Annotated in this window: 23 protein-coding genes; 13 read left to right on the top strand and 10 right to left on the bottom strand. The window is 67.5% G+C overall.

All coding sequences use genetic code 11. The annotated features are described in order from the left end of the window. Positions 1-197: 197 nt before the first annotated feature. From rpiB to glpX, 5 genes are all read left to right on the top strand, one after another. A complete protein-coding gene (gene rpiB, locus ACZ5V4_RS00305; protein ID WP_464316184.1) occupies positions 198-632 on the top strand; it encodes a ribose 5-phosphate isomerase B in 435 nt (144 codons plus the stop codon). A gap of 12 nt (positions 633-644) precedes the next feature. After that, entirely contained in the window at positions 645-2,642 is a 1,998-nt protein-coding gene (tkt, locus tag ACZ5V4_RS00300; RefSeq protein WP_464316183.1) for a transketolase, read from the top strand. 293 nt (positions 2,643-2,935) lie between these two features. Then, complete coding sequence (locus ACZ5V4_RS00295) at positions 2,936-3,241, top strand: RNA recognition motif domain-containing protein (RefSeq protein ID WP_464316182.1); 306 nt, start codon at positions 2,936-2,938, stop codon at positions 3,239-3,241. A 93-nt stretch (positions 3,242-3,334) separates the two neighbouring features. After that, on the top strand, positions 3,335-3,553 hold the full coding sequence (gene infA / locus ACZ5V4_RS00290) for a translation initiation factor IF-1 (RefSeq protein ID WP_464316181.1): 219 nt from the start codon (positions 3,335-3,337) through the stop codon (positions 3,551-3,553). 243 nt (positions 3,554-3,796) lie between these two features. Next, positions 3,797-4,780 carry a class II fructose-bisphosphatase gene (gene glpX / locus ACZ5V4_RS00285; protein WP_464316180.1) on the top strand — a complete coding sequence of 328 codons (984 nt, stop codon included), beginning with the start codon at positions 3,797-3,799 and terminating at the stop codon, positions 4,778-4,780. Between the two features lie 100 nt (positions 4,781-4,880). On the opposite strand, the gene ACZ5V4_RS00280 is transcribed toward glpX, so the two are convergent. The 6 genes from ACZ5V4_RS00280 to ACZ5V4_RS00255 all read right to left on the bottom strand — a co-directional run bounded on the left by ACZ5V4_RS00280 (position 4,881) and on the right by ACZ5V4_RS00255 (position 9,259). After that, positions 4,881-5,228, bottom strand: a complete 348-nt coding sequence (locus ACZ5V4_RS00280) for a cytoplasmic protein (RefSeq protein WP_464316179.1) — start codon at positions 5,226-5,228, stop codon at positions 4,881-4,883. Then, entirely contained in the window at positions 5,228-6,079 is an 852-nt protein-coding gene (locus ACZ5V4_RS00275) for a thiamine pyrophosphate-dependent enzyme (protein WP_464316178.1), read from the bottom strand. The genes ACZ5V4_RS00280 and ACZ5V4_RS00275 overlap by 1 nt, the downstream gene beginning before the upstream one ends. Before the next feature lie 29 nt (positions 6,080-6,108). Next, a complete protein-coding gene (locus ACZ5V4_RS00270) occupies positions 6,109-7,788 on the bottom strand; it encodes a 2-oxoacid:acceptor oxidoreductase subunit alpha (RefSeq protein WP_464316177.1) in 1,680 nt (559 codons plus the stop codon). A 72-nt stretch (positions 7,789-7,860) separates the two neighbouring features. Next, a complete protein-coding gene (locus tag ACZ5V4_RS00265; RefSeq protein WP_464316176.1) occupies positions 7,861-8,358 on the bottom strand; it encodes a hypothetical protein in 498 nt (165 codons plus the stop codon). Between the two features lie 6 nt (positions 8,359-8,364). After that, a complete protein-coding gene (locus ACZ5V4_RS00260) occupies positions 8,365-8,877 on the bottom strand; it encodes a ferritin (RefSeq protein ID WP_464316175.1) in 513 nt (170 codons plus the stop codon). A 4-nt stretch (positions 8,878-8,881) separates the two neighbouring features. Continuing rightward, on the bottom strand, positions 8,882-9,259 hold the full coding sequence (locus ACZ5V4_RS00255) for a desulfoferrodoxin (RefSeq protein WP_464316174.1): 378 nt from the start codon (positions 9,257-9,259) through the stop codon (positions 8,882-8,884). Positions 9,260-9,520: 261 nt separating this feature from the next. Between ACZ5V4_RS00255 and ACZ5V4_RS00250 the strand changes: the two genes are divergently transcribed. Genes ACZ5V4_RS00250 through ACZ5V4_RS00240 form a run of 3 tightly spaced genes read left to right on the top strand, consistent with a single transcriptional unit; the run spans position 9,521 to position 11,485 of the window. Next, positions 9,521-10,456 (top strand): FlgO family outer membrane protein, encoded by a 936-nt coding sequence (locus ACZ5V4_RS00250; RefSeq protein WP_464316173.1) that lies wholly within the window; start codon positions 9,521-9,523, stop codon positions 10,454-10,456. Positions 10,457-10,465: 9 nt separating this feature from the next. Next, the gene (locus ACZ5V4_RS00245; RefSeq protein WP_464316172.1) at positions 10,466-10,720 is read left to right on the top strand and encodes a hypothetical protein; all 255 of its coding nucleotides are present in this window, start codon (positions 10,466-10,468) and stop codon (positions 10,718-10,720) included. Positions 10,721-10,756: 36 nt separating this feature from the next. After that, entirely contained in the window at positions 10,757-11,485 is a 729-nt protein-coding gene (locus tag ACZ5V4_RS00240; RefSeq protein WP_464316171.1) for a FlgO family outer membrane protein, read from the top strand. A gap of 63 nt (positions 11,486-11,548) precedes the next feature. Here ACZ5V4_RS00240 and ACZ5V4_RS00235 read toward each other — a convergent pair whose 3' ends face one another. The 4 genes from ACZ5V4_RS00235 to ACZ5V4_RS00220 all read right to left on the bottom strand — a co-directional run bounded on the left by ACZ5V4_RS00235 (position 11,549) and on the right by ACZ5V4_RS00220 (position 18,677). After that, positions 11,549-13,510, bottom strand: coding sequence for a monovalent cation:proton antiporter family protein (locus tag ACZ5V4_RS00235; RefSeq protein ID WP_464316170.1), 1,962 nt, complete (start codon positions 13,508-13,510; stop codon positions 11,549-11,551). A 164-nt stretch (positions 13,511-13,674) separates the two neighbouring features. Next, positions 13,675-14,127 (bottom strand): hypothetical protein, encoded by a 453-nt coding sequence (locus tag ACZ5V4_RS00230; protein ID WP_464316169.1) that lies wholly within the window; start codon positions 14,125-14,127, stop codon positions 13,675-13,677. A 196-nt stretch (positions 14,128-14,323) separates the two neighbouring features. Then, positions 14,324-17,173, bottom strand: coding sequence for an FAD-binding and (Fe-S)-binding domain-containing protein (locus ACZ5V4_RS00225; RefSeq protein ID WP_464316168.1), 2,850 nt, complete (start codon positions 17,171-17,173; stop codon positions 14,324-14,326). Positions 17,174-17,348: 175 nt separating this feature from the next. Continuing rightward, entirely contained in the window at positions 17,349-18,677 is a 1,329-nt protein-coding gene (locus tag ACZ5V4_RS00220) for a malic enzyme-like NAD(P)-binding protein (protein WP_464316167.1), read from the bottom strand. A 123-nt stretch (positions 18,678-18,800) separates the two neighbouring features. On the opposite strand from ACZ5V4_RS00220, the gene ACZ5V4_RS00215 reads away from it, so the two are divergent. From ACZ5V4_RS00215 to ACZ5V4_RS00195, 5 genes are all read left to right on the top strand, one after another. Next, positions 18,801-20,366: a glycosyltransferase family 9 protein gene (locus ACZ5V4_RS00215; RefSeq protein WP_464316166.1), complete on the top strand. Its 1,566-nt coding sequence runs from the start codon at positions 18,801-18,803 to the stop codon at positions 20,364-20,366. 85 nt (positions 20,367-20,451) lie between these two features. Then, the gene (locus ACZ5V4_RS00210) at positions 20,452-21,060 is read left to right on the top strand and encodes a DUF8043 domain-containing protein (protein ID WP_464316165.1); all 609 of its coding nucleotides are present in this window, start codon (positions 20,452-20,454) and stop codon (positions 21,058-21,060) included. Positions 21,061-21,080: 20 nt separating this feature from the next. Further along, a complete protein-coding gene (locus ACZ5V4_RS00205) occupies positions 21,081-21,431 on the top strand; it encodes a hypothetical protein (protein ID WP_464316164.1) in 351 nt (116 codons plus the stop codon). A 142-nt stretch (positions 21,432-21,573) separates the two neighbouring features. Further along, entirely contained in the window at positions 21,574-22,740 is a 1,167-nt protein-coding gene (gene ercA / locus ACZ5V4_RS00200) for an alcohol dehydrogenase-like regulatory protein ErcA (RefSeq protein ID WP_464316163.1), read from the top strand. Next, positions 22,724-24,010 (top strand): two-component system sensor histidine kinase NtrB, encoded by a 1,287-nt coding sequence (locus tag ACZ5V4_RS00195; protein WP_464316162.1) that lies wholly within the window; start codon positions 22,724-22,726, stop codon positions 24,008-24,010. The genes ercA and ACZ5V4_RS00195 overlap by 17 nt, the downstream gene beginning before the upstream one ends. Positions 24,011-24,016 lie beyond the last annotated feature (6 nt).

Below are 24,016 nucleotides of genomic sequence, written 5' to 3'. Positions count from 1 at the left end.
CCAGGCCGCCTCACGGCGGGTTTGAACTTTTTTCGAAAAACTTCGACAATGATCGTGACGTATTGCGCCCCTTCACTCCCGGGCAGGCCCGGGCTTCCGGGCGGCGGCGTTGCGCAAATCCGCCTGAAAAGGATATGACGCCGGTCATGGCGACATCCCCGGCGGGCCTCAACCAGCAAAACAGCCCGGAGAACGCAATGGGCACTCCCGTCATTTTCGGCTCGGACCACGCAGGCTTCGCCCTCAAGGAACAGCTCAAATCCTTCGCCGCCTCCCTGGGCTTCGATCCCGTGGACGTGGGCACGGACACCACGGCCAGCTGCGACTACCCGGTTTTCGCCTTCAAGCTGTGCGACCTGGTGCTCGAGAAAAACTGCCTGGGCGTGCTCGTGTGCGGCTCGGGCATCGGCATGTCCATGGCTGCCAACCGCCGCGCGGGCATCCGGGCCGCGCTGTGCGCCAACGAGTACATGGCGCGCATGACCAGGCTGCACAACAACGCCAACGTGCTCTGCCTGGGCGAGCGCTGGGCCGGGCCAGGCCTCGCCCAGTCCATCACCGAAGCCTTCCTGCAAACTCGGTTCGAAGGCGGACGCCACCAGCGCCGCATCGAGCTCTTCGACACCCTTTAAAAGGATACAGCCATGTCCGTGACCAACGAGCAGGACCGCCTGGCGGTCAACGTCATCAAGGGCCTCATAATGGACCAGACCCGCAAGGCCAATTCCGGCCACCCAGGCGGGCCCATGTCTTCGGCCGACATGGCCTACGTCCTCTTCAAGGACTTCCTGAACCACTCCCCGGACGACCACGAGTGGTTCAACCGCGACCGCTTCGTGCTCTCGGCCGGGCACGAGTCCGCCCTGCTCTACGCCCTGCTGGCGTTCAGGGGGCTCCTGACCGTGGACGACCTCAAGGCCTTCCGCCAGTGGAAGTCCCGCACCCCGGGCCACCCCGAGGTGCACGTCACGCCCGGCGTGGAGGCCACCACCGGCCCGCTGGGCCAGGGTTTCGCCATGGCCGTGGGTATGGCCGCGGCCGAGTGCATCCTGCGCGCGCGCATGGGCCAGGACGTCTGCGATCACCACACCTACGTGCTGGCCTCGGACGGCGACCTGCAGGAGCCCGTCTGCCTGGGCAGCGCGGCCCTGGCCGGGCACTGGAGCCTGGGCAAGCTCATCGTGCTCTACGACTCCAACCAGATCCAGCTTTCCGGGCCCACCAAGCGCTGCGACTGCACCAACTACCGCACCGTGTTCGAGGGCTTCTGCTGGCAGGTGATCGAGGTGGACGGCCACGACCACGAGGCCATCCGCAAGGCCCTGGCCGAGGCCAAGGCCGACACCGCCCGGCCCACGCTGATCATCGGCCACACCACCATCGCCAAGGGCACGGCCACCCGCGAGGGCGACTTCGAGACCCACGGCGCGCCCCTGCCCCCCGAGGAGATCGCGGCCACCAAGAAGAAGCTCGGCCTGCCCGAGGACAAGTTCTTCCACATGCCCCAGGAGGCCCTGGAGGCCTTCCGCGCCCGCTTCCCCGAGCTTCGGGCCATGGCCGCGGCCTGGAACAAGAACTTCGAGGCCAGGTTCGACAAGGACGAGGCCTTCCAGGACCTCTGGCGCGTCTCCAAGCGCAACCCGGCCAACCGCTCCTTCAACTGGCCCGCGTTCGAGCCCGGCTCCAAGATCGCCACCCGCTCGGCCTGGGGCAAGTGCCTGGAGGCCCTCATCGACCAGCTGCCCATTCTCGTGGGCGGTTCTGCCGACCTGGACCCCTCCAACATGACCGCCAAGTTCCGGGAAAAAGTGGGCAACTTCAGCGCCTGCGAGCCCTTGGGCCGCAACCTGGCCTTCGGCGTGCGCGAGTTCCCCATGGGCGCCATCGTCAACGGCATCATGCTCCACGGCGGCCTGGTCGCCTTCGGCGCCACCTTCCTGACCTTCTCGGACTACCAGCGCAACGCCCTGCGCATGTCCGCCCTGCAGCACATCCCCGCGCTGCACATCTTCACCCACGACTCCTTCCACCTGGGCGAGGACGGACCCACCCACCAGCCCATCGAGCACGTCAGCGCCCTGCGCCTGATCCCGAACATGCTGGTGATGCGCCCGGCCGACGCCCTGGAAACGGCCCTGTGCCTGGAGACCGCGCTCAAGCAGACCTCCCGGCCCACGAGCCTGATGCTCTCGCGCCAGAATCTGCCGGTGATGGACCCCAAGGAATATCCGGCCGTGCTCGAGGGCGCGAAAAAGGGCGGCTACGTGCTCCTGGACGCCCCGGGCGGCAAGCCGGACCTGATCATCCTGGCTTCCGGCTCCGAGGTGCCCATGGCCCTGGCCGCGGCCAAGGCCCTCACGGAGCGCAAGGTGCGCGTGGTGAACATGTGCTGCATGGAGCTCTTCGACGAGCAGCCCCAGCTCTACAAGGACGAGGTCCTGCCCCCCTGGTGCGCCTGCCGCGTGGCCGTGGAGGCCGGGCGCCCCGAGCTGTGGTACAAGTACGTGGGCTGCGGCAGCCTGGTGCTGGGCATCGCGCACTACGGCGATTCCGCCCCGGCCGAGCTTCTGGCCGAAAAGTACGGCTTCACCACCGAGAACCTGGTCAAGCTCATCCGCGAGCGCCTGGCCCTGGCCGGCTGACGCTTCGTCGCGGCGCGATCTGGAGCCCCCCGCCGGCCTGGCCGCGCGGGGGCTTTTTTTCCGCCGGGCTGGCCCGCGCCCACGGCGGAGCACCCCGCGATGCCGCCTTCTTTCATGCTCCCGAAGCGATGAAAAATTTTTCGCACCACGAAACTTTTTGTCTTGACTCCTGGCGAAATGAAATTAAATTGTCACCTCAAACGGCATCGGTCTTGTTGATGGTTGGGTCAAGCGTGTGCTTCGCTCCAATTTGATAAGAATGAATGCCAAATACCAGTTTGGAGTGTTTGCACATGGCTAAGAAATTGTATGTCGGCAACCTGCCCTTCTCCGCTTCCGAGGACGACGTTCGCGATTACTTCGCTCCCTACGGCGAGGTCATTTCCGTCGCCCTGATCACCGATCGCGAGACCGGCCGCCTGCGCGGTTTCGGCTTCGTCGAGATGAACGACGAGGGTGCGCTCGCCGCCATCGAAGCCCTGGACGGCCAGAGCTTTATGGGCCGCAACCTGAAGATCAACGAGGCCCAGGCCCGTCCGCCCCGCCGCCAGTTCGGCGACAGCGGCCGCCCCGGCGGCGGCCAGCGCCGTCCCTGGTAGTTCGCGCTTCCAGTCGTGCGTCCAAGCCCCGTCCCGCTTGGGACGGGGCTTTTTTATTCCCCCCTCATCCGGTTGCCCGCTCAGGAGCAGATAATGGCGAAGGAAGACGGCATTGAAATACCCGGCATCGTGCAGGAAGCCCTGCCGGGCACCATGTTCGAGGTGAAGCTGGACACGGGCCAGACCGTGTTGGCCTATCTCTGCGGCAAGATGCGCAAGTTCAGGATCAAGATCCTTCCCGGAGACTCCGTGAAGGTGACCATGTCCCCCTACGACCTGACCAAGGGCCGCATCACCTTCAGGGCGCGCTAGCCCGCCCGGCCCCCCGGGGTTTCCGCTTCAGCTCCCGGCGGGCCACGCCCGCCGCGCCGGACAGGCGCAGAGAACTCGCGGCCCTCTCTCCCGCTCATCCTTCCGCCTCGTTCCCCCAAGGGCGCACCCGGGGCGGATTTCCTCGTTCCCTCGGGGTGCGCCGACGCCCGGGGCCGCCCGGCGGACTTTACGCGCAGGCGCTTTTTCTCTAGTTTCCCCGGACCTATTCACCCCGGAGGAAACATGGAAGCTCCCGACCGCAACCTCGCCCTGGACCTCGTCCGCGTCACCGAAGCAGCAGCCCTGGCCAGCGCCAGATGGCTCGGCAAGGGCGACAAGAACGCCGGAGACCAGGCCGCGGTGGACGCCATGCGCCTCTCCTTCGACACCATCAACATCCAGGGCATGATCGTCATCGGCGAAGGCGAGAAGGACGAAGCCCCCATGCTCTTCAACGGCGAGGCCGTGGGCTCGGGATCCGGCCCGGCCATGGACGTGGCCGTGGACCCCGTGGAAGGCACGCGCCTGCTTGCGTACGGGCGGCCTAACGCCATCGCGGTGGTGGGCGTGGCCCCAAAGGGTTCCATGTTCGACCCCGGGCCCAGCTACTACATGCAGAAGCTCGTGGCGCCCTCCTGCGCCCGCGACGCCGTGGACCTGGACGCCCCCGTGGCCGACAACCTCAAGGGCATCGCCAAGGCCCTGGACAAGGACGTGGACGACCTGGTGGTCTTCGTGCTGGACAAGCCCCGGCACAAGAAGCTCATCGAGGACATCCGCGCCGCCGGGGCGCGCATCCAGTTGCACACCGACGGCGACGTGGCCGGATCGCTCATGGCGCTCGACCCCAAGGACATGGTGGACGTGATGATGGGCACGGGGGGCACCCCCGAGGGCGTGCTCTCGGCCTGCGCCATCCGCGCCGTGGGCGGGCAGATGCTCGCGCGCCTGGACCCGCAGTCCGAGGACGAGCGCTCAAGGCTCGTGGAAGCCGGGATCGACCTCAAGCGCGTGCTCACCGCCGAGGACCTCGTCTCCAGCCACGACACCTTCTTCGCGGCCACGGGCATCTCGGGCGGCACCTGGCTGGAGGGCGTGTCCTTCTCGGGCAGGGGCGCGGTGACGCATTCGCTGGTGCTGCGCGGCAAGACCGGCACCATGCGGCGCATCGAGTCCCACCACACCTGGGACAAGCTCATGAAGTTCAGCGCCGTGAAGTACGACTAGCCTCGAAAATCGCTGAAAAAATAACGCCCGGGAACCTGACGCGGTCCCCGGGCGTTATTTTTGACCAATTGCGGCAGGCCAGCGCGCGAACGGCCCGAATCTAGAAGGTGATCACGCCGTAGCCCTTGGCGATCCACTCGGCCATGCCCGCGTGGCCGTGCATGGCGTCCAGCAGGGGCAGCCCCTCGGCCTGGACGGCCGCGAGCGCCCCCATGGCGTGCGCGCAGGCCTTGCAGGCCCCGGCGAAGAGCCCCAGGGCCTTGGTCTTCTCGAAGAGCGCATGCATTGGGTGCTCCTTGCGGGACAGCGCGGCCAGCACCCTGCTCGACTCTCCTTCAAGCACTACTTGAACTTCGAAGCCTTTCTCGCGCATGTCGATGGCGTTCAGCATCACGTGCACGAAGCAGGGGACTTCCCCTCGAAACGCGAAGAGCACCGCCTTTTCCATCACGCGTACCCCTCGATGATCTCCGCCAGCTTGGCCCGGTCCGGCGCGGACGTGGCAAGGGGACGGCGCACGCGCTCGTTCAGGAAGCCCTCGAAGGCCGGTCGCCCGCCCTTGTGGATCACGCCTATGGGGATGCGCTCTCCGAACTCGGCCGCCCTGGCCAGGGCGGCGGCGCGGTCAGTGGGGTCGTGGCTGGAGTCGAGCTTGTAGCAGCGCTCCTTGTACCAGGCGTAGGTGTTCACCTTGTTGAAGGACACGCACGGCTGGAGGATGTCCACCAGGGCGAACCCCGGGTGGCGGTGCGCCTGGGCGATCAGGTCGGCCAGGTGGTCGATCTCTCCCGCGAAGCCGCGCGCCACGAAGGGCACGTCCATGGTCACGGCCACCAGGACGGGGTTGAAGGGCATGGAGGGCACGCCGCCGGGCTGGAACTTGGTCGTCTGGCCCTGGGCCGTGGTGGGGCTCGCCTGGCCCTTGGTCAGGCCGTAGATCTGGTTGTCGTGCACCAGGTAGGTCATGGTCACGTTGCGGCGCATGGCGGCCAGGAAGTGGTTGCCGCCCTCGCCGTAGCTGCACCCGTCCCCGCTTTCGGCGAACACGGCCAGCCCCGGGTTGGAGAGGGCCGCGCCCTGGGCCGGGGGCAGGCTCCGGCCGTGCAGGCCGTTGAAGCAGTTGCAGCGCAGGTAGTGCGGGGACTTGGCAGCCTGGCCGATGCCCGAGCAGACGAGCACCTGATGCGGCTCCAGGTCCAGGGCGGACAGGGCCTTCTTGAGCGCCTTGTTGATGGCGAAGTTGCCGCAGCCGGGGCACCAGGCGGTCTCGAACTCGCCGTATCTCTCGATGGGTATCATGGTGTCGACTCCTTGGGGCGTGCCGTGGGCTACAGGCGTTCCAGGATGTAGGCCGCGCTCAGGGGCAGGCCGTCGTAGCGCGTAACCGTGGAGGAGAAGGCGTAGCCGGTCTCCTGGCGGATGATTCCCGCCAGTTGGGCCGAATGGTTGCCCTCCACCATCACCGTGCGCCCGGCGGACTCGAGAACCGGCAGGAAGTGCCCGGGGTCGAGCGGCCAGACCTGCCCGAAGTGCATCACCGCCGCGCTGGTTCCGCCCTGACGGAGCGTCTCGGCGGCCTCCAGGGCGGGCCCAAGGGTCGAGCCCCAGCAGGCGAGCAGCACATGGGGTTTCTCGTCGCCGGTCACGGAGGGCGGGATGATGTCCGCCTTGAGGCCCGCGTTCTTGCGCATGCGCTTGTCCACCATTTGGATGCGCACGGCGAGGTCCTCGGTGATGTGCCCGTCCGGGGTGTGCTCGTCGCTGTCGAGCACCACCAGGTGCTCGCCGAAGCCCGGCACGGCCCTGGGAGAGACGCCGTTCTCCGTCAGGGCGTAGCGCTCGTAGGCGGCCCCGGCCCGGGGGGACAGCTCCGGCCCCTCGATGACGGGGTGCGCCGAAAGGTCGAAGGGGACCACGGCCCGGTAGGAGTCGGCCAGGTACTGGTCCGTGAGCACGAAAGCGGGGCTCTGCCACTTCTCGGCCTGGTCCATGGCCCGCCAGGTCAGTTCGAAGCACTGCTCGGGCGTGCCCGGGGCGTAGATGGCCCGGGGGAAGTCGCCGTGCCCGGCGTAGAGGGTCATGTTCAGGTCGCCCTGCTCGGTGCGCGTGGGCAGGCCCGTGGCCGGGCCGGGGCGCTGCGCCAGGACCACAACGATGGGCGTCTCGGTCATGCCCGCCAGGCTCACGCCCTCCACCATCAGGGCGAAGCCGCCGCCCGAGGTGGGCACCACGGCCTTGGCCCCGGCGTAGGACGCGCCCAGGGCCATGTTGATGGCCGCGATCTCGTCCTCGGCCTGCTCGACGAGCATCCCGAGCTTCGCCCCCTGGGAGACGAAGGCCTGGGCCACGGACGTGGCCGGGGTCATGGGGTAGTAGGAGCAGAAATTCGCGCCCGCGGCCAGGGCGCCCAGGGCGATGGCCTCGTTGCCGTTCATGAAGAGGCGCTTTTCGGTGCGCGTGGCTGGCGCGATGCAGGTGAACCCGGCCTTTTTCTCTTCGGCGAAGGCGTGGGCGTCGGCAAAGACCTTCAGGTTGGCTTCAACCACCTGCTCGCCTTTCTTGACGAACGTCTCGCGGATCACCGCCTCCAGCCAGGAGCGCTCCAGGCAGAGCAGTAGCGCCAGGACGCCCAGGGCGGCCATGTTCTCGTAGATGGGCTTGGGGCAGAGCTTCTTGAACGGGATGGAGAGCCCGTTCAGGCCCGCAAGCCCGATCGACTCGCCGGCCAGCACCAGCGCCCGGGCCGAGAGCTGCGCCTTGTGCAGCTCCACGGTGGCCGCGTCCAGGGCCACCAGCAGGTCGATGGACCCGCAAGGGCCGTGCACCGCCTCGGGGCTCACGCGGATGGCGTAGGTGTTGTGGCCGCCCCTGATGCGCGACTGGTAGTCCTGGGTGACGACGATCTCGTAGCCCGCGCGCACGAGCGCCTTGGCCAGGAAGTCGCCCACGGTGACCAGCCCCTGGCCGGCCTCCCCTCCGATGACGATGTTCACGCTTGGGTCCTGCATGGTGTGTTAGCCTCGCGGTGGTGAAACGAAAAAGCGGCCGCCGGGTGAACCCGGCGGCCGCCTGTTGCTGTTTCAGTTCCCGGAACCGGCCTCGGTGGCCGTCTCGAAGTAGTAGCGCATGTCGGAGACGAGCACGAAGTGCCCCTTCTCCTCCTCCAGGGCCCGCTGGAGCACGGAGCGCACGCCCTGGTCGGCCTCGGCCGAGAGCATGCCCTCCAGGTGCGACAGGCAGGCCTGCTCCAGGGCCAGGGCGGACCCGATCAGGTCGAGGTCCGCCGCGCTCGGGCTCAGGGCCGCCGCGCGCAGGGCGGCGACGGCTTCCGAAGCGCCGGGGACGTCCTCCCGGGTTTCCTCGATCAGGGCGCAGGCGTTTGCCAGGCTCATGCCCCGGCCCAGGGCGGCGGATATCTCCGCGAGCCTGGTGGCCAGGCGCTTCTTGTCCTCGGCCAGGAGTTCGAAGACGCGTCTGCCCAGTTCGCTCCTGCTCTGCTCCCGCGCGGCCTCGTAGAAGTCCAGGGCCTTGCGGTCGAGCTCCAGCGCCCGGCACAGCGCGGGCCCGGCGGCGTCCATTGCGGCCTACTCCGCCCCCGCGGGCGGGGTGAACACGCGCGCGCCGAGCTCCTTGTCCAGCATGTACAGCGCCGAGGGGTTGCCCTCCACGAGCTTCAGCTTGTTGATCACGTCCTGGACGCTGGCTTCCTCCTCGACCTGCTCGTCGATGAACCACTTGAGGTAGGAGGCGGTGGCGTGGTCCTTCTCCTTGATGGCCAGGTCCATGAGCGCGTTGATGCGGGCGGTCACGCCCTGCTCGTGCTTCAAGGTGTCCTGGAAGACGGCCATGGGGCTCTTCCAGCTGCTCTCGGGCGCTTCGAGGGTCTGCAGGACGATGCGCCCGCCGCGCTCGAAGGTGTAGCCGTAGAACTTGGTGGCGTGGAACTTCTCCTCCTGCTCCTGGACCTTCATCCAGCTGGCGAAGCCCATGAGGCCCATGTCCTCGAAGTAGGCGGCCATGGAGAGGTACAGGTAGGAGGACCAGAGCTCCCACTTCACCTGGTCGTTCAAGGCCTGCTCCATCTTCTTGCTCAGCATGGGGCTACTCCGCCTTCCACAGGCCGTGGAGGTTGCAGTACTCGCGGGCCACGATCTTGTCGGCCTTGATGCAGAACTCGGCCTCGGGCTTCTGGCCGGGCAGCAGGTCCTGGCGGTAGACCTTGCCGTCGGCGATGACCTCGATGAACTCGATGTAGTGCTTCTCCTCCATGGGATGGGGCACGCTGCCGACCAGCACCTTGAAGCCGTTGGCGGTCTTCTCGATCACGGGGACGTGCTTCTCCTTGGCGGCGTCCACGGTGTTCTCCTGGAAGTACTTCATGGGCTGGCCGCAGCAGACCAGGTCGCCGCCGCCGGTGTGCAGCACTTCGACGATGTTGCCGCAGATGTCGCATTTGTAGATGCCGTTCTTCTCGGTCATATCTTTCGCTCCTTTGGAATGTGGTCCGGATGGGCCGGGACGCAAAAAAACGACCCGGCATTTCCATGACATAAACCACTTTCGGGGCGTTTGCGCAAGCCCTTTCGGGAGACACGCGCCACGCACGCCGCCAACATTTCCGGCATGGACTTTGCGTGCAAGCGGCGTTACCGGTGTCATACGGCAAAAACCGCCCATTGCGGGACTTAAGGGTTTTGCAGGTGAAGCCGATGAGACGCAAAACCGCCGGAGGATGAAACCATGCGCGCGCCAGCACTTTTCGCGGCGCTCCTGACCGCGAGCCTCTTCGCGCCGGGGGCGTCCGCCCAGACCATCGGGCCCGTGGACCCGGGCGCGCCCATGGAACTGAGCGCACCCCGCGACGCCACGATCAACGGCACGCGCGACGTGCCCGTGCGCGACACGCCAGGGGCCTCGCAGGGCTTCATGGTCCCGGACGCCAAGGGCGGCTACGTGCACTACGCCCCGGGACCGGCCCCGGCCCCGCCGCCGGCCTCGCGCGCCGACGCGGAGGAAGTGCGCCTCTACGCCAGGGAGCTCGCCTCCCAGATCACGCGGGGCATCTCCGGCGACGCTTCCTTGACCGGCGTCGTCAGCGTTCCGTCGGCTTTCGTGGACCAGGACACCCGCATGGTCACGCCCTTCGGCCGCCTCATGGGCGAGCAGATGATCTACGAGCTGAACAGCAGGGGCTTCCCGGTCCAGGAGGCCAGGGGAGCCGCCCCCGCCGCCGCGAAGTCCAAGGGCAGGAAGGCCGCCGCGCCGGCCCAGCCCTTCGCGGTGCTGGCCGGGTCCTACTACGCGGACAAGGACAACCTCTTCGTCAACGCGAGGCTCGTGGAACCCTCGGGGCGCGTGCTGCGCACGGGCTCCGCGCTCATCCCCATGACGCCGACCCTCAGGCGCATGCTGGGCCTGCCCGAGCCCAACCCTTCGGGCCTGCGCCCGACGCCGCCCGTGCTCATCGGCTCGCGCGACGTGAACGACCCTCCGGGATCGGGCGTGAAGACCCCGACGCCCTACTCGCCGCAGCCCAAGAAGAAGGCTCCCCCGAAGAAGGCCGTCAAACCCAAGGCCAAGGCCCCCTGCCCTCCGGGGTGCGAGCCCATCGACACCAACGCGAAAGCCGCCTCGGGCCAGGGCCAGCAGCCGCTCGCCCAGCCGGCCGAGAAATAGGAGCCGGACATGAAATTCCTGTCCGCAGCCCTCCTGGTCCTGATGCTCGGGGCCTGCCACGGCAAGGAACTGGCCGTGATCCCCCAGGACGCAGGCAGCCTGGACCACTACGCCATGGGCCTGCGCATGAAGCGCGAGGGCCGCTTCCTGCTGGCCAGGGAGCACTTCGAGCTGGCCCGCGCCACCGCGCGCGACCAGAACATGTACTCGCGCTGCGAAGCCGAGATCGCGGCCATGGACCGCGCAATCAAGGCCTTGCGCTAGCAGGGGCCATCCCAGACGCACACGAGGAGACGCGCCATGAAACGGTTCGCGTGGATACTGATACTTCTGGCCGGGGCCTGCGCGCCCATGGCCAACGGCGAGATGGCCTACCTCTTCAAGGAGGTGGGGGCGAGCATGCCCTGGGCGGGCGCGGGCGACGCCAAGGAGCACTATCCCCAGGCCTCCCAGGAAATGGCCGCCGAACTGGACATGCAGCTGGCCGCCCGCCTGGGCTTCGACCACACCACCACGCGCGGCCTGCAGTGGCTTCTGGTGACCACCCCCACGGATTTGAACAACATGGGCCAGGCCGTGCCGCTTTCGCGCGCCCTGGCCGAGCAGCTCGGCCAGGCCATGACCGCCAAGGGCTATTACGTGCAGGAGATCAGGAAGACTTCCGAGGTGGTGTTCGACAAGGCCCAGGGCGAGTTCATGCTCTCTCGCGACGTGCGCGCGCTGGCCACAAGGAACTTCCAGGGCACGCTGGTGGCCACGGGCACCTATGCGGCCACGCCCTACGGCGTGCGCTTCAACATCGAGGTGCTCGACGCCAGGAACAACGACGTGCTGGCCAAGAGCAGCCGCGTGATCCCCATGAACCGCACCGTGGCCTTCCTCATGGAGCAGCCGTCCCAGGGCCCGGCCACCATCCGCCCCACCGTGGCCACCGTGCCTGGCGCGCCCGAGCCCAAGGGGCAGTCCTACCTGCCGCCGGGCGACTGGCGCACCAGCAGGCAGAAACTGCCGAACTTCCTGCTGCCCTAGCCCGGCCGCGACGCCCGGCCCTCGCCCTGAAGAACGCGCCAGCGCCCTGCGAGGGCGGGGGCGTTACGCGGCCGTGAACAGCCAGGACTTGTCCACCATGTCCTCCTGGCGGCCGAACACGTAGGCCTTGTCCCCGGGCTCCAGTCTGAAGGAGCCCTCGGGGTTGAGGTGCATCTCCCCCTGCCTGTCCACGGCCACCAGGGTCAGCCCGTGCACCTTGCGCAGGTGCGATTCTATGAGCGTGTGCCCGGCCAGGGTGGAGCCCTCGTCCACCGTGAACACGGCCAGGTCCATGCCCGAGAGCTGCGGGGTCATGAGCTTCTGGCCGTCCAGGGGCAGCCCCGGCGTGCGCAGCATGCGGTAGTTGGCCCCCCTGGCCTCCAGGATGAAGCGCTCGATCATCTGGTTTGGCACCAGGTATTCCACCAGCACCCGGGTGAAGATCTCGATGGAGGTCTCGAACTCCTCCGGCACCACGTCGCTGGCCCCCAGCTTGAGCAGCTCGTCCACCTCGCCCAAAAAGCGCGTGCGCACGATGATCTTCACGTTGGGGCTGATGGCCCGGGCCGTGCTGACGATGCGCCTGGCGGCCGAGGGGTCCGAGACCACGATCACCATCACCCGCGCCTGCTTGATCCCGGCGTGCTTGAGCACCTCGGGGTAGCTGGCGTCGCCGTAGTGCACGGGCTCGCCGTTGGCGTGCTCGCGCCGCACCGTGTCGATGTTCATCTCCAGCACGTAATAGCCGATGTCCGCGCGCCTGGCCGCGTGGGCGATGCGTTGCCCGCCCGGGCCGAAGCCGATGATGATCAGGTGGTCCTTGAGTTCGGGATGCCCCGTGGCAGCGTCGGCCCTTTGCGCGGGGGCCCTCCCCAGCTTTCCCGCCAGCCAGGGCGCCGCCTGGATGAGCCCGGGCGTCACGGACATGGTGATCACGCTGGCGGCCAGGAAGAGCTGGTAGGAGTCGCCGTCGAAGAGCCCGGCGTCCAGGCCCACCTTGGCCAGCACGAAGGAGAACTCGCCCACCTGCGCCAGGGCCAGGCCGCCCGTCACCGCGGTGCGCAACGGGTAGCCCAGGGCCATCACCGCGCCGCCCGCGGCCAGGGTCTTGAGCACGATCACAGCGCCCGCCGTGCCCAGCACCAGAAGCGGGTTGTCGATGATGAAGGCCACGTCCACGAGCATGCCCACAGAGACGAAGAACAGGCTGGTGAAGATGTCCTTGAAGGGCAGCACGCCCTCCAGGGCGTTCAGGGCGTAGTCCGACTCGGAGAGGATGAGCCCGGCCAAAAACGCCCCGAGCGAGAGCGACAGGCCCACGCTGGCCGTGAGCAGGGCCACCGAGAGGCAGAAGACGATGGTGGCCAGCAGGAAGAGTTCCCGGCTGCGCACCCTGGCCACCATGAGGAAGAGCCTGGGCACCACGTACTTGGCCAGCACCAGCACGATGCCCACCACGGCCACGCCCTTCAGGGCCATCATGCCGAGCGAGCTGGCCAGGTCCCCGCCCTTGCCGCCGAGAAAGGGCGTGAGCAGCATCATGGGCACGATGGCCAGGTCCTGGAAGATGAGGATGGCCAGGCTCACGCGCCCGTGGGGGCTCTCGAGTTCGGCGCGGCGCTGGAGCTCCTTGAGCACGATGGCCGTGGAGGACAGCGCCGCCAGAAAGCCCAGGAAGAGCCCCTGGTTCGTGGCGAAGCCCCCGCCCACGGAAAGGGCCTCGAAGAGCGCGATGGTCAGCCCGATCTGCACGAGCCCGCCGAGGAACACCGGCCGCTTGAGCCGCACGAGTTCCGAGGCGGAAAGCTCCATGCCGATGGAGAAAAGCAGCAGCACCACGCCGATCTCGGCCATCATCTCGACCTGGTGCACGGACTTGACCAGCCCCGCGCCGCCGGGGCCGCAGATCACTCCGGCGACGAGGAAGCCCACGATGGGCGGCAGGCCCAGTCGGTGGCACACGAAGAGGACGCCCACGCTCATGGCGAGGATAACTACGATTTCATTGAGGAACGAAAAATCCATCGGATACGGCTCCAGGCTGTGTTTCGCGTCTTCCTAGCCCAAAAGGTGCGGTTCTGTCACGGCGCACGCTTCTCGAACACGGCAAGGTCCGCGCACCGGCCCGGGGGAGCGGCCCTTGGCGGAAGGAGCGTGGAGGAGCCACGGCATGCAACGGCGAAGATGCGTCAGATGATGTTCAGGCTGACGCCGTATGCGGAGATGATGTAATCCTTGACCAGGAGCGCCTTGGCCATGAGCCCGACGCTTCTTTTCCTGATGATGCTCTTCTTCACTTCCAGGTCGTCCATGAGGGCGTAGCCCTGCAACCCGACCTGGTCGAAGCAGCGCTTGCGGGCGACGCTCAGGGGCAGCGTTCGCGGGATGGCCTTCTTGAGCGCGTTGAACTCCGCCTGGTATTTGCATGTTCCGCGCAAGGCAACGAGAATGTCCCTATAAAACGGTACATCGAACGACCCGTCCAGCTTTTCGAATCGCCTGTCTATCAGGTCGATTATCTTTTCATCCGGGCAGTTCGAGTTCAGCATTTCGTCGATGGCCGTGCATGTATCGTCGCCAAGAATCTCGATAATGTCAGGCGTGATTTTATCGGCGAGTTTTTTGGAGAGAGGCTTGTCCATGGTGACCACCATCTGCCCAGCTTTGTTCTCTAACTTACCGGAAAGTCGTTGACGCCAACAACGGTGATGCACGACTTCAATATACATCAATTCGTGATTTGCAACAATATTCGCAAAACGCCTCCCCGGGGCCGAAAACGAAAAACCCCGCCGGCAAAACCGGCGGGGTTCGCATGTCGGTTCGCGGCGTTACGGTTCAACCGGCCACGGTGCACTTGTCCACGAGATAGACGATGGACTGGTAGGGGATGCCCGTGTTGCGCGACAACCCGATCTCGCAGGTGCGGCTGTTGGAGAAGCCCCAGGTGACCTCCGGCGGCAACTGCTCCGTGAGCCCGTCCAGGGCCGCCTCGTTGAGTTCGGGGAAGTTGAAGCCCCTGTCGCCCGCGAAGCCGCAGCAGTGGATGTTGCGCGGCGCGACCACCTTCTCGGCGCAGGCCTCGGCCAGGGCCTTGAACTTGCCCGCCAGGCCCATCTTGACGGAGCTGCACGTCACGTGGATGGCCACGGACTTGTCGAGCTTGGTGAAGCGCAGCTTGTCCATCAGGTGGTCGTGGATGAACTCCACGGGCTCGTAGATGCGCAGGTCCGGCTCGATCTTGCAGCGCATGGCGTAGAGGCAGGGGCTGGTGTCGAAGAGCACGGGAATCTCGCCGTTCCCGCTCACGCGGCGAAGCTCTCGCTCGAGCTCGGCGGCCTTTTTGTCGGCCTGCTCGAAGAATCCCTTGGACTCGAAGGTCAGGCCGCAGCAGAGCTCGCTCATGCCCTCGGGGTAGACCACGTCGTACCCGGCCTTGTTCAGCACCGAGAGCGTGGCCTCGTAGAGCGCGCGCTGGTCCGGGTCGTCCCGGGCCGGGCCCATGGAGCGCACCACGCAGCTGGGGAAGTAGACCACCTTGCGGCCCTTGCCCTTGACCGTGGGCGTGAACGTGGCCTGGGGCAGCCCCTTGGGCATCCACTTGTTCCACAGCGGGATGCGCCCGCCGGACATCTCCCGGAAGGACTCGGCGAGCTGGGTCATGAGCTTCTCGCCCAGAACCCCGCGCACGGCGTCCACCACCTTGAGGCCCCGGCGCACGGCGGCCATGGACGAGCCGTAGTTCGTGGCCACCCAGGAGGCCACCTTCCTGGCCCGGGGGCTCGAACGCTCGCCGCGCAGCGACTTGGTGAACTTGCCCGTGTCGATGGCCACCGGGCAGACCGTGGCGCACAGGCCGTCGGCAGCGCAGGTCTCTTCGCCGAAGTAGGTGTAGTGCTCCCAGAACTTCTTCATCAGCTCGTCGTCGCGCGAGTGCTTGAGCCTGGCCATGTGGCGCTGGAGCGCGATGCGCTGGCGCGGCGTGGAGGTGATGGTGCGCGAGGGGCAGACGGGCTCGCAGAAGCCGCACTCGATGCAGCGGTCGATGATCTCGTGCACCGCGGGCATGGGCTTCAGGTTCTCGAGGTGCGCGTGGGGGTTGTCGTTGATGATCACCCCGGGGTTCAGCAGGTTGTCCGGGTCGAAGGCCTTTTTCAGCCGGACCATGTAGGAGTACGCCTGCACGCCCCACTCCATCTCCACGAACGGGGCCATGTTGCGCCCGGTGCCGTGCTCGCCCTTGAGCGAGCCGTCGTAGCGGTTCACCACCATCTCGGCCACCTCGTCCATGAGGGCCTGGTAGTCCTTGACCATCTTGGGGGAGCCGAAGTCCGGGCAGAACACGAAGTGCAGGTTCCCCTCCAGGGCGTGGCCGAAGATGATGCCCTCGGGGAAGCCGTGCTTGTGCATGAGCTCCTGGAGCTCCATCGTGCCGTGGGCCAGCTTCTCGATGGGGAAGACCACGTCCTCGATGACCACCGTGGTGCCGGGCCCGCGCACGGCCCCCACCGCCGGGAACAGGCCCTTGCGGATGTTCCAGAGGCGGTTGAAGTCGTCGGGCCGGTCCATGAACACGATGGGGTGCAGGGCCTCGATGCCGGACACCAGCTCCTGGATCTCCCCGATCTGGGCGAGCAGCGCCTTCTCGTCGCCCGCGCGCGTCTCCACCAGGATGGCCGCGGCCTCCTCGGGCAGGCCTTTCAGGAACTCGGGCATCCCGGGCTTGTCCTGCACGGAGCGTAGCGAGGCCCGGTCCATGAGCTCCACCGCGGACACCGGCCCCTTCTTGAGCTGGATGGTGGCGTTGCAGGCGTCGGCGATGGTGGCGTAGTACATCATGGCCGAGGCCTTGTGCGGGTGCTCCACAACGGTGCGGTAGGTCACCTCGGCGATGAAGGCCAGGGTGCCCTCGGAGCCCACCATCAGGTGCAGGAGGATGTCCACTGGGTCGTCGAAGTCCACGAAGGAGTTGATCCCGTAACCGGTGGTGTTCTTGATCTTGAACTTGCGGCGGATGCGCCCGGCCAGCTCCTCGTCGGCGCGGATCTCGTCGCGGATGGCTTCCAGCTCGCGCACCAGCGCGGGGTGCGTTTCACGAAACGCCCGGCGCGAGCCCTCGTCGGCGGTGTCCAGGGTGGAGCCGTCCACGAAGACCAGCTTCATGGACTCCACGGTCTTGTAGCTGTTCTCGGCCGTGCCGCAGCACATGCCCGAGGCGTTGTTGGCCGCGATGCCGCCGATCATGGCCGCGTTGATGGAGGCCGGGTCCGGCCCGATCTTCTTGCCGAAGGGGGCGAGGCGCACGTTGGCCTCGGCCCCGATGACGCCCGGCTCCAGCGAGATGAGCGAGGCGTGGTCGTGGATGTGCAGGCCCTTCCAGGCCCCTGCCAGGTAGACGAGCACGGAGTCCGTGATGGCCTGGCCCGAGAGGCTCGTGCCCGCCGTGCGGAACGTGACCGGCACCTTCATCCCGTTGGCGATGGCCAGCAGGCGCGAGACCTCCTCCGGGGTGCGGGCCTTGACCACGATCCTGGGCACCAGCCTGTAGAAGCTGGCGTCGTCGCCGTAGGCCAGGTTGGTGAAGGGGCCGCTGAACAGGCGCTCCGCCGGGATGAAGGCCGAGAGACGTTCATGGAAGCGCTTGTAGAGTTCGGGAAGCTGGCTGGGGTCGTTGTCGGTGATGGGCATCGTGTGTCTCCTGGCCACGGGGCCGGTGTGGGAAGGATGAGTATCCTCCACGGATACATCGAAATACGGCGCAAGGGAAGCCGGTGGGGGAAAAACCGGGCAGGCACGGCGGGAGGGCGCGAAAAAAAAGGGCGCGCCCGAAGGCGCGCCCGATGAGGCGATTCGAGGCCCGAGCCTAGATCATGCTCAGGTCGTAGGTTTCCAGGAACATCTTCATGCGCTTGTGGGCGTCGTCCATGCGCACGCGCAGGTCCTTCTTGTACTGCTCCAGGTCCAGCTTCTTGGTGGCCACGCCGCTGTCCATGGCGGCCTTGGCCACGGCGGGGGCTTCCCACTCGAGCATGCGGAAGTCCAGGGCCTTGGGGATGATGTAGTCCAGGCCCAGCTTCAGGTCCTTCACGCCGTACATTTCGCAGATCTCGGAGGGCACCGGCTCCTTGGCCAGGTTGGCGATGGCCTTGGCGGCGGCCATCTTCATTTCCTCGTTGATGCGGCGCGAGCCGGCGTCCAGGGCTCCGCGGAAGATGAAGGGGAAGCCGGAGACGTTGTTGACCTGGTTGGGGAAGTCCGAACGGCCGGTGCCCATGATGGCGTCGGGGCGGGCGGCCTTGGCGTCGGTGTAGGTGATCTCCGGGTCGGGGTTGGCCATGGCGAAGATGATGGGGGTCTTGCCCATGCTCTTGACCATGTCCTGGCTGACCATGCCCTTCACGGAGAGGCCCAGGAAGGCGTCGGCGCCCTTCATGGCGTCGGCCAGGCTGGCGTATTCCTTCTTCTGCGCGTTGGCGAAGTAGGCCTTGGTGGAGTGCAGGCCGGAGCGGCTCTTGTTCAGGTGCCCCTTGGAGTCGAACATGGCGATGTTCTCGGGGTTCACGCCGAGCGCCACGTAGAACTTGGAGCAGGAGATGGCCGAGGCGCCCGCGCCGGACACGACCACGCGCAGGTCCTCGATCTTCTTGCCGGCGATCTCGCAGGCGTTCAGCAGGCCCGCGCCGGACACGATGGCCGTGCCGTGCTGGTCGTCGTGGAAGACCGGGATCTCGAGGGCCTCGATCAGGGTCTGCTCGATCTCGAAGCACTCGGGGGCCTTGATGTCCTCGAGGTTGATGCCGCCCACGGTGGGTTCGAGCATCTTGCAGAACTCGATGACCTTCTCGGGGGTGTCGGCATTGATGTTCAGGTCGTAGACGTCGATGTCGGAGAAGATCTTGAACAGAAGGCCCTTGCCTTCCATGACCGGCTTGCCGGCCTTGGCGCCGATGTTGCCCAGGCCCAGGACGGCGGTGCCGTTGGACACGACGGCCACAAGGTTGCCGCGGTTGGTGTATTCCCAGATCTTGTCCGGGTCCGCATGGATCTCACGGCAGGCTTCGGCAACGCCGGGAGAATAGGCCATGGACAGGTCTTTCTGGTTGCGGAAGGGTTTGATGGGCACCACTTCAAGCTTGCCCTTGCGCGCGGCGGAGTGGTAGCGAAGAGCTTCTTCTTTGGTGAACAATGCCATGAAGTCCTCCAAATGCGGTCAAGCGTTGAAGCGGGCGAGTGCGAGCGATTCGATTGGTAGTGCAGTCCGGACGGGAAAGCAACATCTTTCGGGGCGCGCCAAACCAGAGTTGAAAGGTACGGAATGCGTTCACTCGTCATCAACCTGACCCGCTTCGGCGACCTCCTCCAGACCCAACCCGTGCTCACCGGGCTCGCCGCCGAAGGCCACGAGGCCGGGCTCGTCTGCCTGCAGAACTTCGCCCCGGCGGCGCACCTCCTGCGCGACCTCGAAAGCGCCCACCCCGTGCCCGGGGCGCGCCTGCTGGCCGGGCTGGACGGCTCCTGGCCCGGCGCGCTGGGCGACTGCCTGGCCTGGGCCGGCTCCGTGCGCCGCGAATTCGCGCCGGAGCGCGTCATCAACCTGACGCCCTCCCTGGCCGCGCGCCTCATGGCCCGCTCCCTGGCCCAAGACGCCGAGGTCCTGGGCTTCGGGATCGACGAATACGGCTTCGGGACCTACTCCACGCCCTGGGCCGCGTTCCTGGAGGCCACCTCCCTCCACAGGGGGGCCAGCCCCTTCAACCTGGCGGACATCTTCTTCAAGTCCGCGCACCTGGGCGACGCCCCGCGCCTGTTCCGGCTGGCCGAACCAGGCGAGGCGGTCGTCCGGGCGGCCCGGGAGCTCGTCTCGGCCCAGGCCCCGGCGGGCCACTCCGGGCTCGCGGGCATCCAGTTGGGGGCCAGCGCGGAGAAGCGCCGCTGGCCCGTGGAGCACTTCGCGGCCGTGGCGGATTTCCTCTGGGAGAAGCACAATCTCCTGCCGGTGATCCTGGGCTCGGGGGACGAATCCGCCCTGGCCGCTCGCTTCGCCGAGGCCTCGCGCTCGCCCCATGCCGACCTGACCGGAAAAACCTCCCTGCCGCTCCTGGCCGGGGCCGTGAGCGGGCTCAAGGTGCTCGTCACCAACGACACCGGCACCATGCACCTGGCCGCCGGGCTCGGCGTGCCCGTGCTGGCGCTCTTTTTGGCCACGGCCCAGCCCTGGGACACCGGCCCCTACCTGGCCGGTTGCTGCAGCCTGGAGCCGGACCTGCCCTGCCACCCCTGCGCCTTCGACCACGAATGCACGCAGGGCTGGGCCTGCCGCGAGAAGCTGCCGCCCCGGGCGGCCATGGCCTGCCTGGACGGCTGGCTCGAAAAGGGCCGCTGGCCCGGCGTCCCGCTCTCGGGCGCGCGCGCCTGGGAGAGCTACGCCGACGCGGACGGCTTCATGTGCCTGCGCTCGCTCTCCGGGCACGAGAACGAGGCGCGCACGGCCTGGAACATGGTCCAGCGCGCGGCCCTGCGCCGGTTTCTTGACGGCTTGGAGCCCTCCTTCCCCCCGGGCGTGGCGGACGCCCTGCCCGAGGCCTTCCGCGCCCCGCTCCGGGAGGCCTTCTCCCAGGCGGCCGCGCTCATCGGCATGCTCGAGACCCAGGCCCGGGCCTTGCAGGTTTCCCCTCGCCCGGCCATGCGCGAGAAGTTCATGGCCGCGTGGCAGCGCGTGCTCACGCTCCTGGAATCCGACAAGCGCCTGGCCGCCCTGGCGCACCTCTGGCTGCACCTCTCCCAGGCCCAGGGGCAGGACATGGCCAGCTTCTCCTCCTTCGCCGCGAGCATGGGCTCCCTGCTCGCCTCCCTGGCCTCCCTGCTCGCCCCCTCCCGCTGAACAACGATTGGCATGCTTCTGGCATTGACGGCCGTGCAGGAATTTATTTCCGACACCGCCGCTGACGGCAAGAGGAGGGAGAGACATGATCGTTGTGGACGGCCGGGAAACCGGACTGGCTATCCAGAGTTTCGACAACCTGGAGCAGCTTCTCATCAAGGTGATGGAAGACAAACATCTCGAAGGCCGCATCGTGACGGACGTGTTCGTCAACAAGGAGGCCTTTTCCGAGATTTACCCCCACCAGGCCGAGGACGTCGAAGCCCGCGACATCGAATCCGTGGAGATCGTCACCGTGCCCACCAGCGAGATGGCCGTGAACGTCACGCGCGAACTCTACAAGGTGGTCACGCTCATGGACCACGGCGCACGCCGCGTGGCCGAGCTGTTCCGCAAGGCCGAGGACAACGAGGCCCTGGAGGTCTACCAGGACCTCATGGACGTCACCCGCGACTTTCTGGGCACCATCGGCGTGCTGCGCGGCGAGTTCAGCCTGAAGCACAGCCCGTCCTTCAACGAGGCTGCCGAGGAGCTCTCCTCCCTGTTCTCCGAGATGCTCGAGGTCATCGAGAACGAAGACTGGATCCTGCTCGCCGACCTGCTGGAGTACGAGTTCATCCCCGCCGTGGAGCGCTGGAAGAAGATCGTGGCCCAGTTGCGCGAGGACATCAAGGAAATCGCCCGCGCGGCGTAAAGACTTAAGGCGGCAAAGCCATGAGCGACGAACACGAGATCCTCGAACGGGCCCTGGACGCCGGACGCAGGGAACTCGGCCACCTCGCCGCGGGCGAGGTGGACGAAGCCGAAGGCCTGGCCAGGGAGCGCATGGCCCTCATGGAAGAGGCCTGGCGCATGAAGGACCCCCAGAAGATCGGGGTGCTCAAGGAGAAGCTCCTGCAGCTCCAGGGCCTCCAGGGGCAGATCACCGCCGAGGCCCGCAAGCTGCACGAGGCCATCAAGCGCGACCTCCTGCGCGCCAGGCAGGAGAACCAGCGCCTGACCGGGTATCGCTCGTCGCTCCGCGTCTCTCCTGTCGGCGGCAGGTTCGTGGACAAGGCCGGCTGATCATCCGGCGGTCCCGGAACTCTTCGAGCGGCCCCCCTCCGGACGTCCGGAGGGGGGCTGCCCGCTTTTTTTGACGGGGTGCCTTTCTTCTGTTAGGTAGCTATACTACCCTGTGTAACCGCCTTCCATGTCGAGGTTCGCGATGGCCGACACGCAGGATAACGCCCTGAGGAAATTCGTCGCCCCCGAGTTCGTTTTCGGAGAGGGCTCCTTCAGGCTCGCCGGGCGCTACGCGGCCAACCTGGGCGCGCGCCGCCCCATGCTGGTGAGCGACCCCGGCGTGGACAAGGCCGGATGGGCCGAGGCCGTCCGGGCCGAGCTTGCGGCCGCGGGGCTCGAATGCGTGCCCTTCAGCGGCGTCACGCCCAACCCCAAGGACCACGAGGTCATGGCCGGGGCCGGCGTCTACGCCGAGAAAGGCTGCGACGCCCTGGTGGCCGTGGGCGGCGGAAGCGTGCTGGACTGCGCCAAGGGCATCGGCGTGGTCATGGCCTGCGGCGGGCACATCCTCGACTACGAGGGCGTGGACACCGTGGACTGCGCCCTGCCGCCGCTGGTGTGCGTGCCCACCACCTCGGGCAGTTCCGCCGACGTCTCCCAGTTCGCCATCATCACCGACACCGCGCGCAAGGTGAAGATCGCCCTGGTCAGCAAGATGCTCGTGCCGGACGCTGCGCTCATCGACCCCCTGCCCGCCAGCACCATGGACCCGGCCCTCACCGCCGAGACGGGCGTGGACGCCCTGACCCACGCGGTGGAGGCCTACGTCTCCAACGCCAGTTCCCCCGTGACCGACCTCTTCGCCCTGGAGGCCATGCGCCTGGTGCAGGCCAACCTGGTGCGCGCGGTGCGCTCCCCCGGCGACATCGAGGCGCGCGGCAAGATGTGCCTGGCCAGCCTGGACGCGGGCCTGGCCTTCTCCAACGCCATCCTTGGCGCGGTGCACGGCATGGCCCACAGCCTGGGCGGAACCCTCGACCTGCCCCACGGCGAATGCAACGCCATCCTGCTCGGGCCCGTGGTGGCCTACAATTTCCCCTCCGCCCCGGCGCGCTACCGCGAGGTGGCCCGGGCGCTGGGCTGCGCCGTGGAAGGCCTGGGCGACGAGCAGACCCTCCAGGCGCTGACCGGGGCCATCGCCCGGCTGCGCGCCGACGTGGGGCTGACGCGCAACTTGGCCGACCTGGGCGTGACCCGCCGGGACATCCCCCGCCTGGCTTCCCTGGCCATGCAGGACCCCTGCCTGCTCACCAACCCCCGCAAACCTGCCCAGGCGGACATCGAGGCCATCTATGAAGCGGCCCTCTGAGCCCGGGGAGGAACCCGGCCAGGGGCAGGACCAGGAGGACCTGCGCGGCAGGCTCATGGGACTGGGCAAGCGCTCCGTGCGCAAGACCTACTACCCCGAACTGCGCAGGCGCATGGAGGAACTGGAGCGGGCCTGGGGGTATCTGAACTCCATCGTGGACTCCATGCCCTCCATGCTCGTGGGCGTGGACGCCGCGCTCGACATCACCCTCGTCAACGCCCACTTCTCCCGGGTCACGGGCATGGCCCCCGAGGACGCCCGGGGCAAGCCCGTGGCCGAGGTGCTGCCCTGGCTGCCCGCGCTGCCAGGCGCCCTGAAGGCCTCGCTGGCCGGGGGCAAGGGCCGGATTCTGCGCAAGCTCCCGGGCCAGGGGCCGCCGGGACAGTCCTGGGTCGACGTGACCGTCTTCCCCCTGGGCCAGCACCCGCCCGAGGCCGTGGCCCGCATCGACGAGGTCACCTCCCGCGTGCGCATGGAGGAGGCCCTCGTGCAGACGGAGAAGATGATCTCCATGGGGGCCCTGGCCGCCGGCATGGCCCACGAGATAAACAACCCCCTGGCCGGCATCCTCCAGGGCGTGCAGTCCGTGCTGCGCCGCCTGGGGCCGGACCTGGCGGCCAACCGCGAGGCCGCCGGGCGCGCCGGGATCGGCCTGGAGGCCCTCCAGACCTACCTCGAGGACCGCGACATCCTGCAAATGCTCGAAGCCGTGAAGGAGTCCGGGATCAGGGCCTCGCGCATCGTGAGCAACATCCTCGAGTTCAGCCGCCGCTCGGACATGAGCAAGGCCCTGGTCCAGCTGCCCGTGCTGGCGGACAAGGCCCTGGAGCTGGCGGTGAGCGAGTTCGACCTGAAGAAGAAATACGACTTCAGGCATATCCGCGTCGTGCGCGAGGACGACCCGGCGCTTCCCGCGGTCTGGTGCGTGCCCACGCAGATCGAGCAGGTCATCCTGAACCTGGTCAAGAACGCGGCCCAGGCCCTGGCCCAGGCCGGGGCCAGGGAGCCCGCCATCACCGTGCGCACGGGGCTGAGCGAGGGCATGGCCTTCTTGGAGGTGGAGGACAACGGCCCGGGCATGGACGAGGCCACCCGCGAACGCGTGCTCGAGCCCTTCTTCACCACCAAGCCCCCGGGCGAGGGCACGGGGCTCGGGCTCTCCGTGGTCTACTTCATCGTGGTCGAGCAGCACGGGGGGCGCGTGTCGGTGCATTCCACGCCGGGAAAAGGCTCGAGCGTGACCATCAAGCTGCCCCTTCCCACGGCCTGAGCGGCC

It is taken from the genome of Fundidesulfovibrio sp. YSD1 (assembly GCF_055397115.1).
This window is presented reverse-complemented; position numbering and strand designations above follow the sequence as displayed.

Bases quoted from the DNA above. Each gene is read 5' to 3' on its own strand.
- ACZ5V4_RS00270 (WP_464316177.1), bottom strand. From the start codon at position 7,788: ATGCAGGACCCAAGCGTGAACATCGTCATCGGAGGGGAGGCCGGCCAG.
- ACZ5V4_RS00260 (WP_464316175.1), bottom strand. From the start codon at position 8,877: ATGCTGAGCAAGAAGATGGAGCAGGCCTTGAACGACCAGGTGAAGTGG.
- ercA (WP_464316163.1), top strand. From the start codon at position 21,574: ATGGCCGACACGCAGGATAACGCCCTGAGGAAATTCGTCGCCCCCGAG.
- ACZ5V4_RS00210 (WP_464316165.1), top strand. From the start codon at position 20,452: ATGATCGTTGTGGACGGCCGGGAAACCGGACTGGCTATCCAGAGTTTC.
- ACZ5V4_RS00245 (WP_464316172.1), top strand. From the start codon at position 10,466: ATGAAATTCCTGTCCGCAGCCCTCCTGGTCCTGATGCTCGGGGCCTGC.
- ACZ5V4_RS00230 (WP_464316169.1), bottom strand. From the start codon at position 14,127: ATGGACAAGCCTCTCTCCAAAAAACTCGCCGATAAAATCACGCCTGAC.
- glpX (WP_464316180.1), top strand. From the start codon at position 3,797: ATGGAAGCTCCCGACCGCAACCTCGCCCTGGACCTCGTCCGCGTCACC.
- ACZ5V4_RS00220 (WP_464316167.1), bottom strand. From the start codon at position 18,677: ATGGCATTGTTCACCAAAGAAGAAGCTCTTCGCTACCACTCCGCCGCG.
- ACZ5V4_RS00225 (WP_464316168.1), bottom strand. From the start codon at position 17,173: ATGCCCATCACCGACAACGACCCCAGCCAGCTTCCCGAACTCTACAAG.
- rpiB (WP_464316184.1), top strand. From the start codon at position 198: ATGGGCACTCCCGTCATTTTCGGCTCGGACCACGCAGGCTTCGCCCTC.
- ACZ5V4_RS00280 (WP_464316179.1), bottom strand. From the start codon at position 5,228: ATGGAAAAGGCGGTGCTCTTCGCGTTTCGAGGGGAAGTCCCCTGCTTC.
- infA (WP_464316181.1), top strand. From the start codon at position 3,335: ATGGCGAAGGAAGACGGCATTGAAATACCCGGCATCGTGCAGGAAGCC.
- ACZ5V4_RS00295 (WP_464316182.1), top strand. From the start codon at position 2,936: ATGGCTAAGAAATTGTATGTCGGCAACCTGCCCTTCTCCGCTTCCGAG.
- ACZ5V4_RS00235 (WP_464316170.1), bottom strand. From the start codon at position 13,510: ATGGATTTTTCGTTCCTCAATGAAATCGTAGTTATCCTCGCCATGAGC.
- ACZ5V4_RS00205 (WP_464316164.1), top strand. From the start codon at position 21,081: ATGAGCGACGAACACGAGATCCTCGAACGGGCCCTGGACGCCGGACGC.
- ACZ5V4_RS00250 (WP_464316173.1), top strand. From the start codon at position 9,521: ATGCGCGCGCCAGCACTTTTCGCGGCGCTCCTGACCGCGAGCCTCTTC.
- ACZ5V4_RS00255 (WP_464316174.1), bottom strand. From the start codon at position 9,259: ATGACCGAGAAGAACGGCATCTACAAATGCGACATCTGCGGCAACATC.
- ACZ5V4_RS00275 (WP_464316178.1), bottom strand. From the start codon at position 6,079: ATGATACCCATCGAGAGATACGGCGAGTTCGAGACCGCCTGGTGCCCC.
- tkt (WP_464316183.1), top strand. From the start codon at position 645: ATGTCCGTGACCAACGAGCAGGACCGCCTGGCGGTCAACGTCATCAAG.
- ACZ5V4_RS00265 (WP_464316176.1), bottom strand. From the start codon at position 8,358: ATGGACGCCGCCGGGCCCGCGCTGTGCCGGGCGCTGGAGCTCGACCGC.
- ACZ5V4_RS00195 (WP_464316162.1), top strand. From the start codon at position 22,724: ATGAAGCGGCCCTCTGAGCCCGGGGAGGAACCCGGCCAGGGGCAGGAC.
- ACZ5V4_RS00240 (WP_464316171.1), top strand. From the start codon at position 10,757: ATGAAACGGTTCGCGTGGATACTGATACTTCTGGCCGGGGCCTGCGCG.
- ACZ5V4_RS00215 (WP_464316166.1), top strand. From the start codon at position 18,801: ATGCGTTCACTCGTCATCAACCTGACCCGCTTCGGCGACCTCCTCCAG.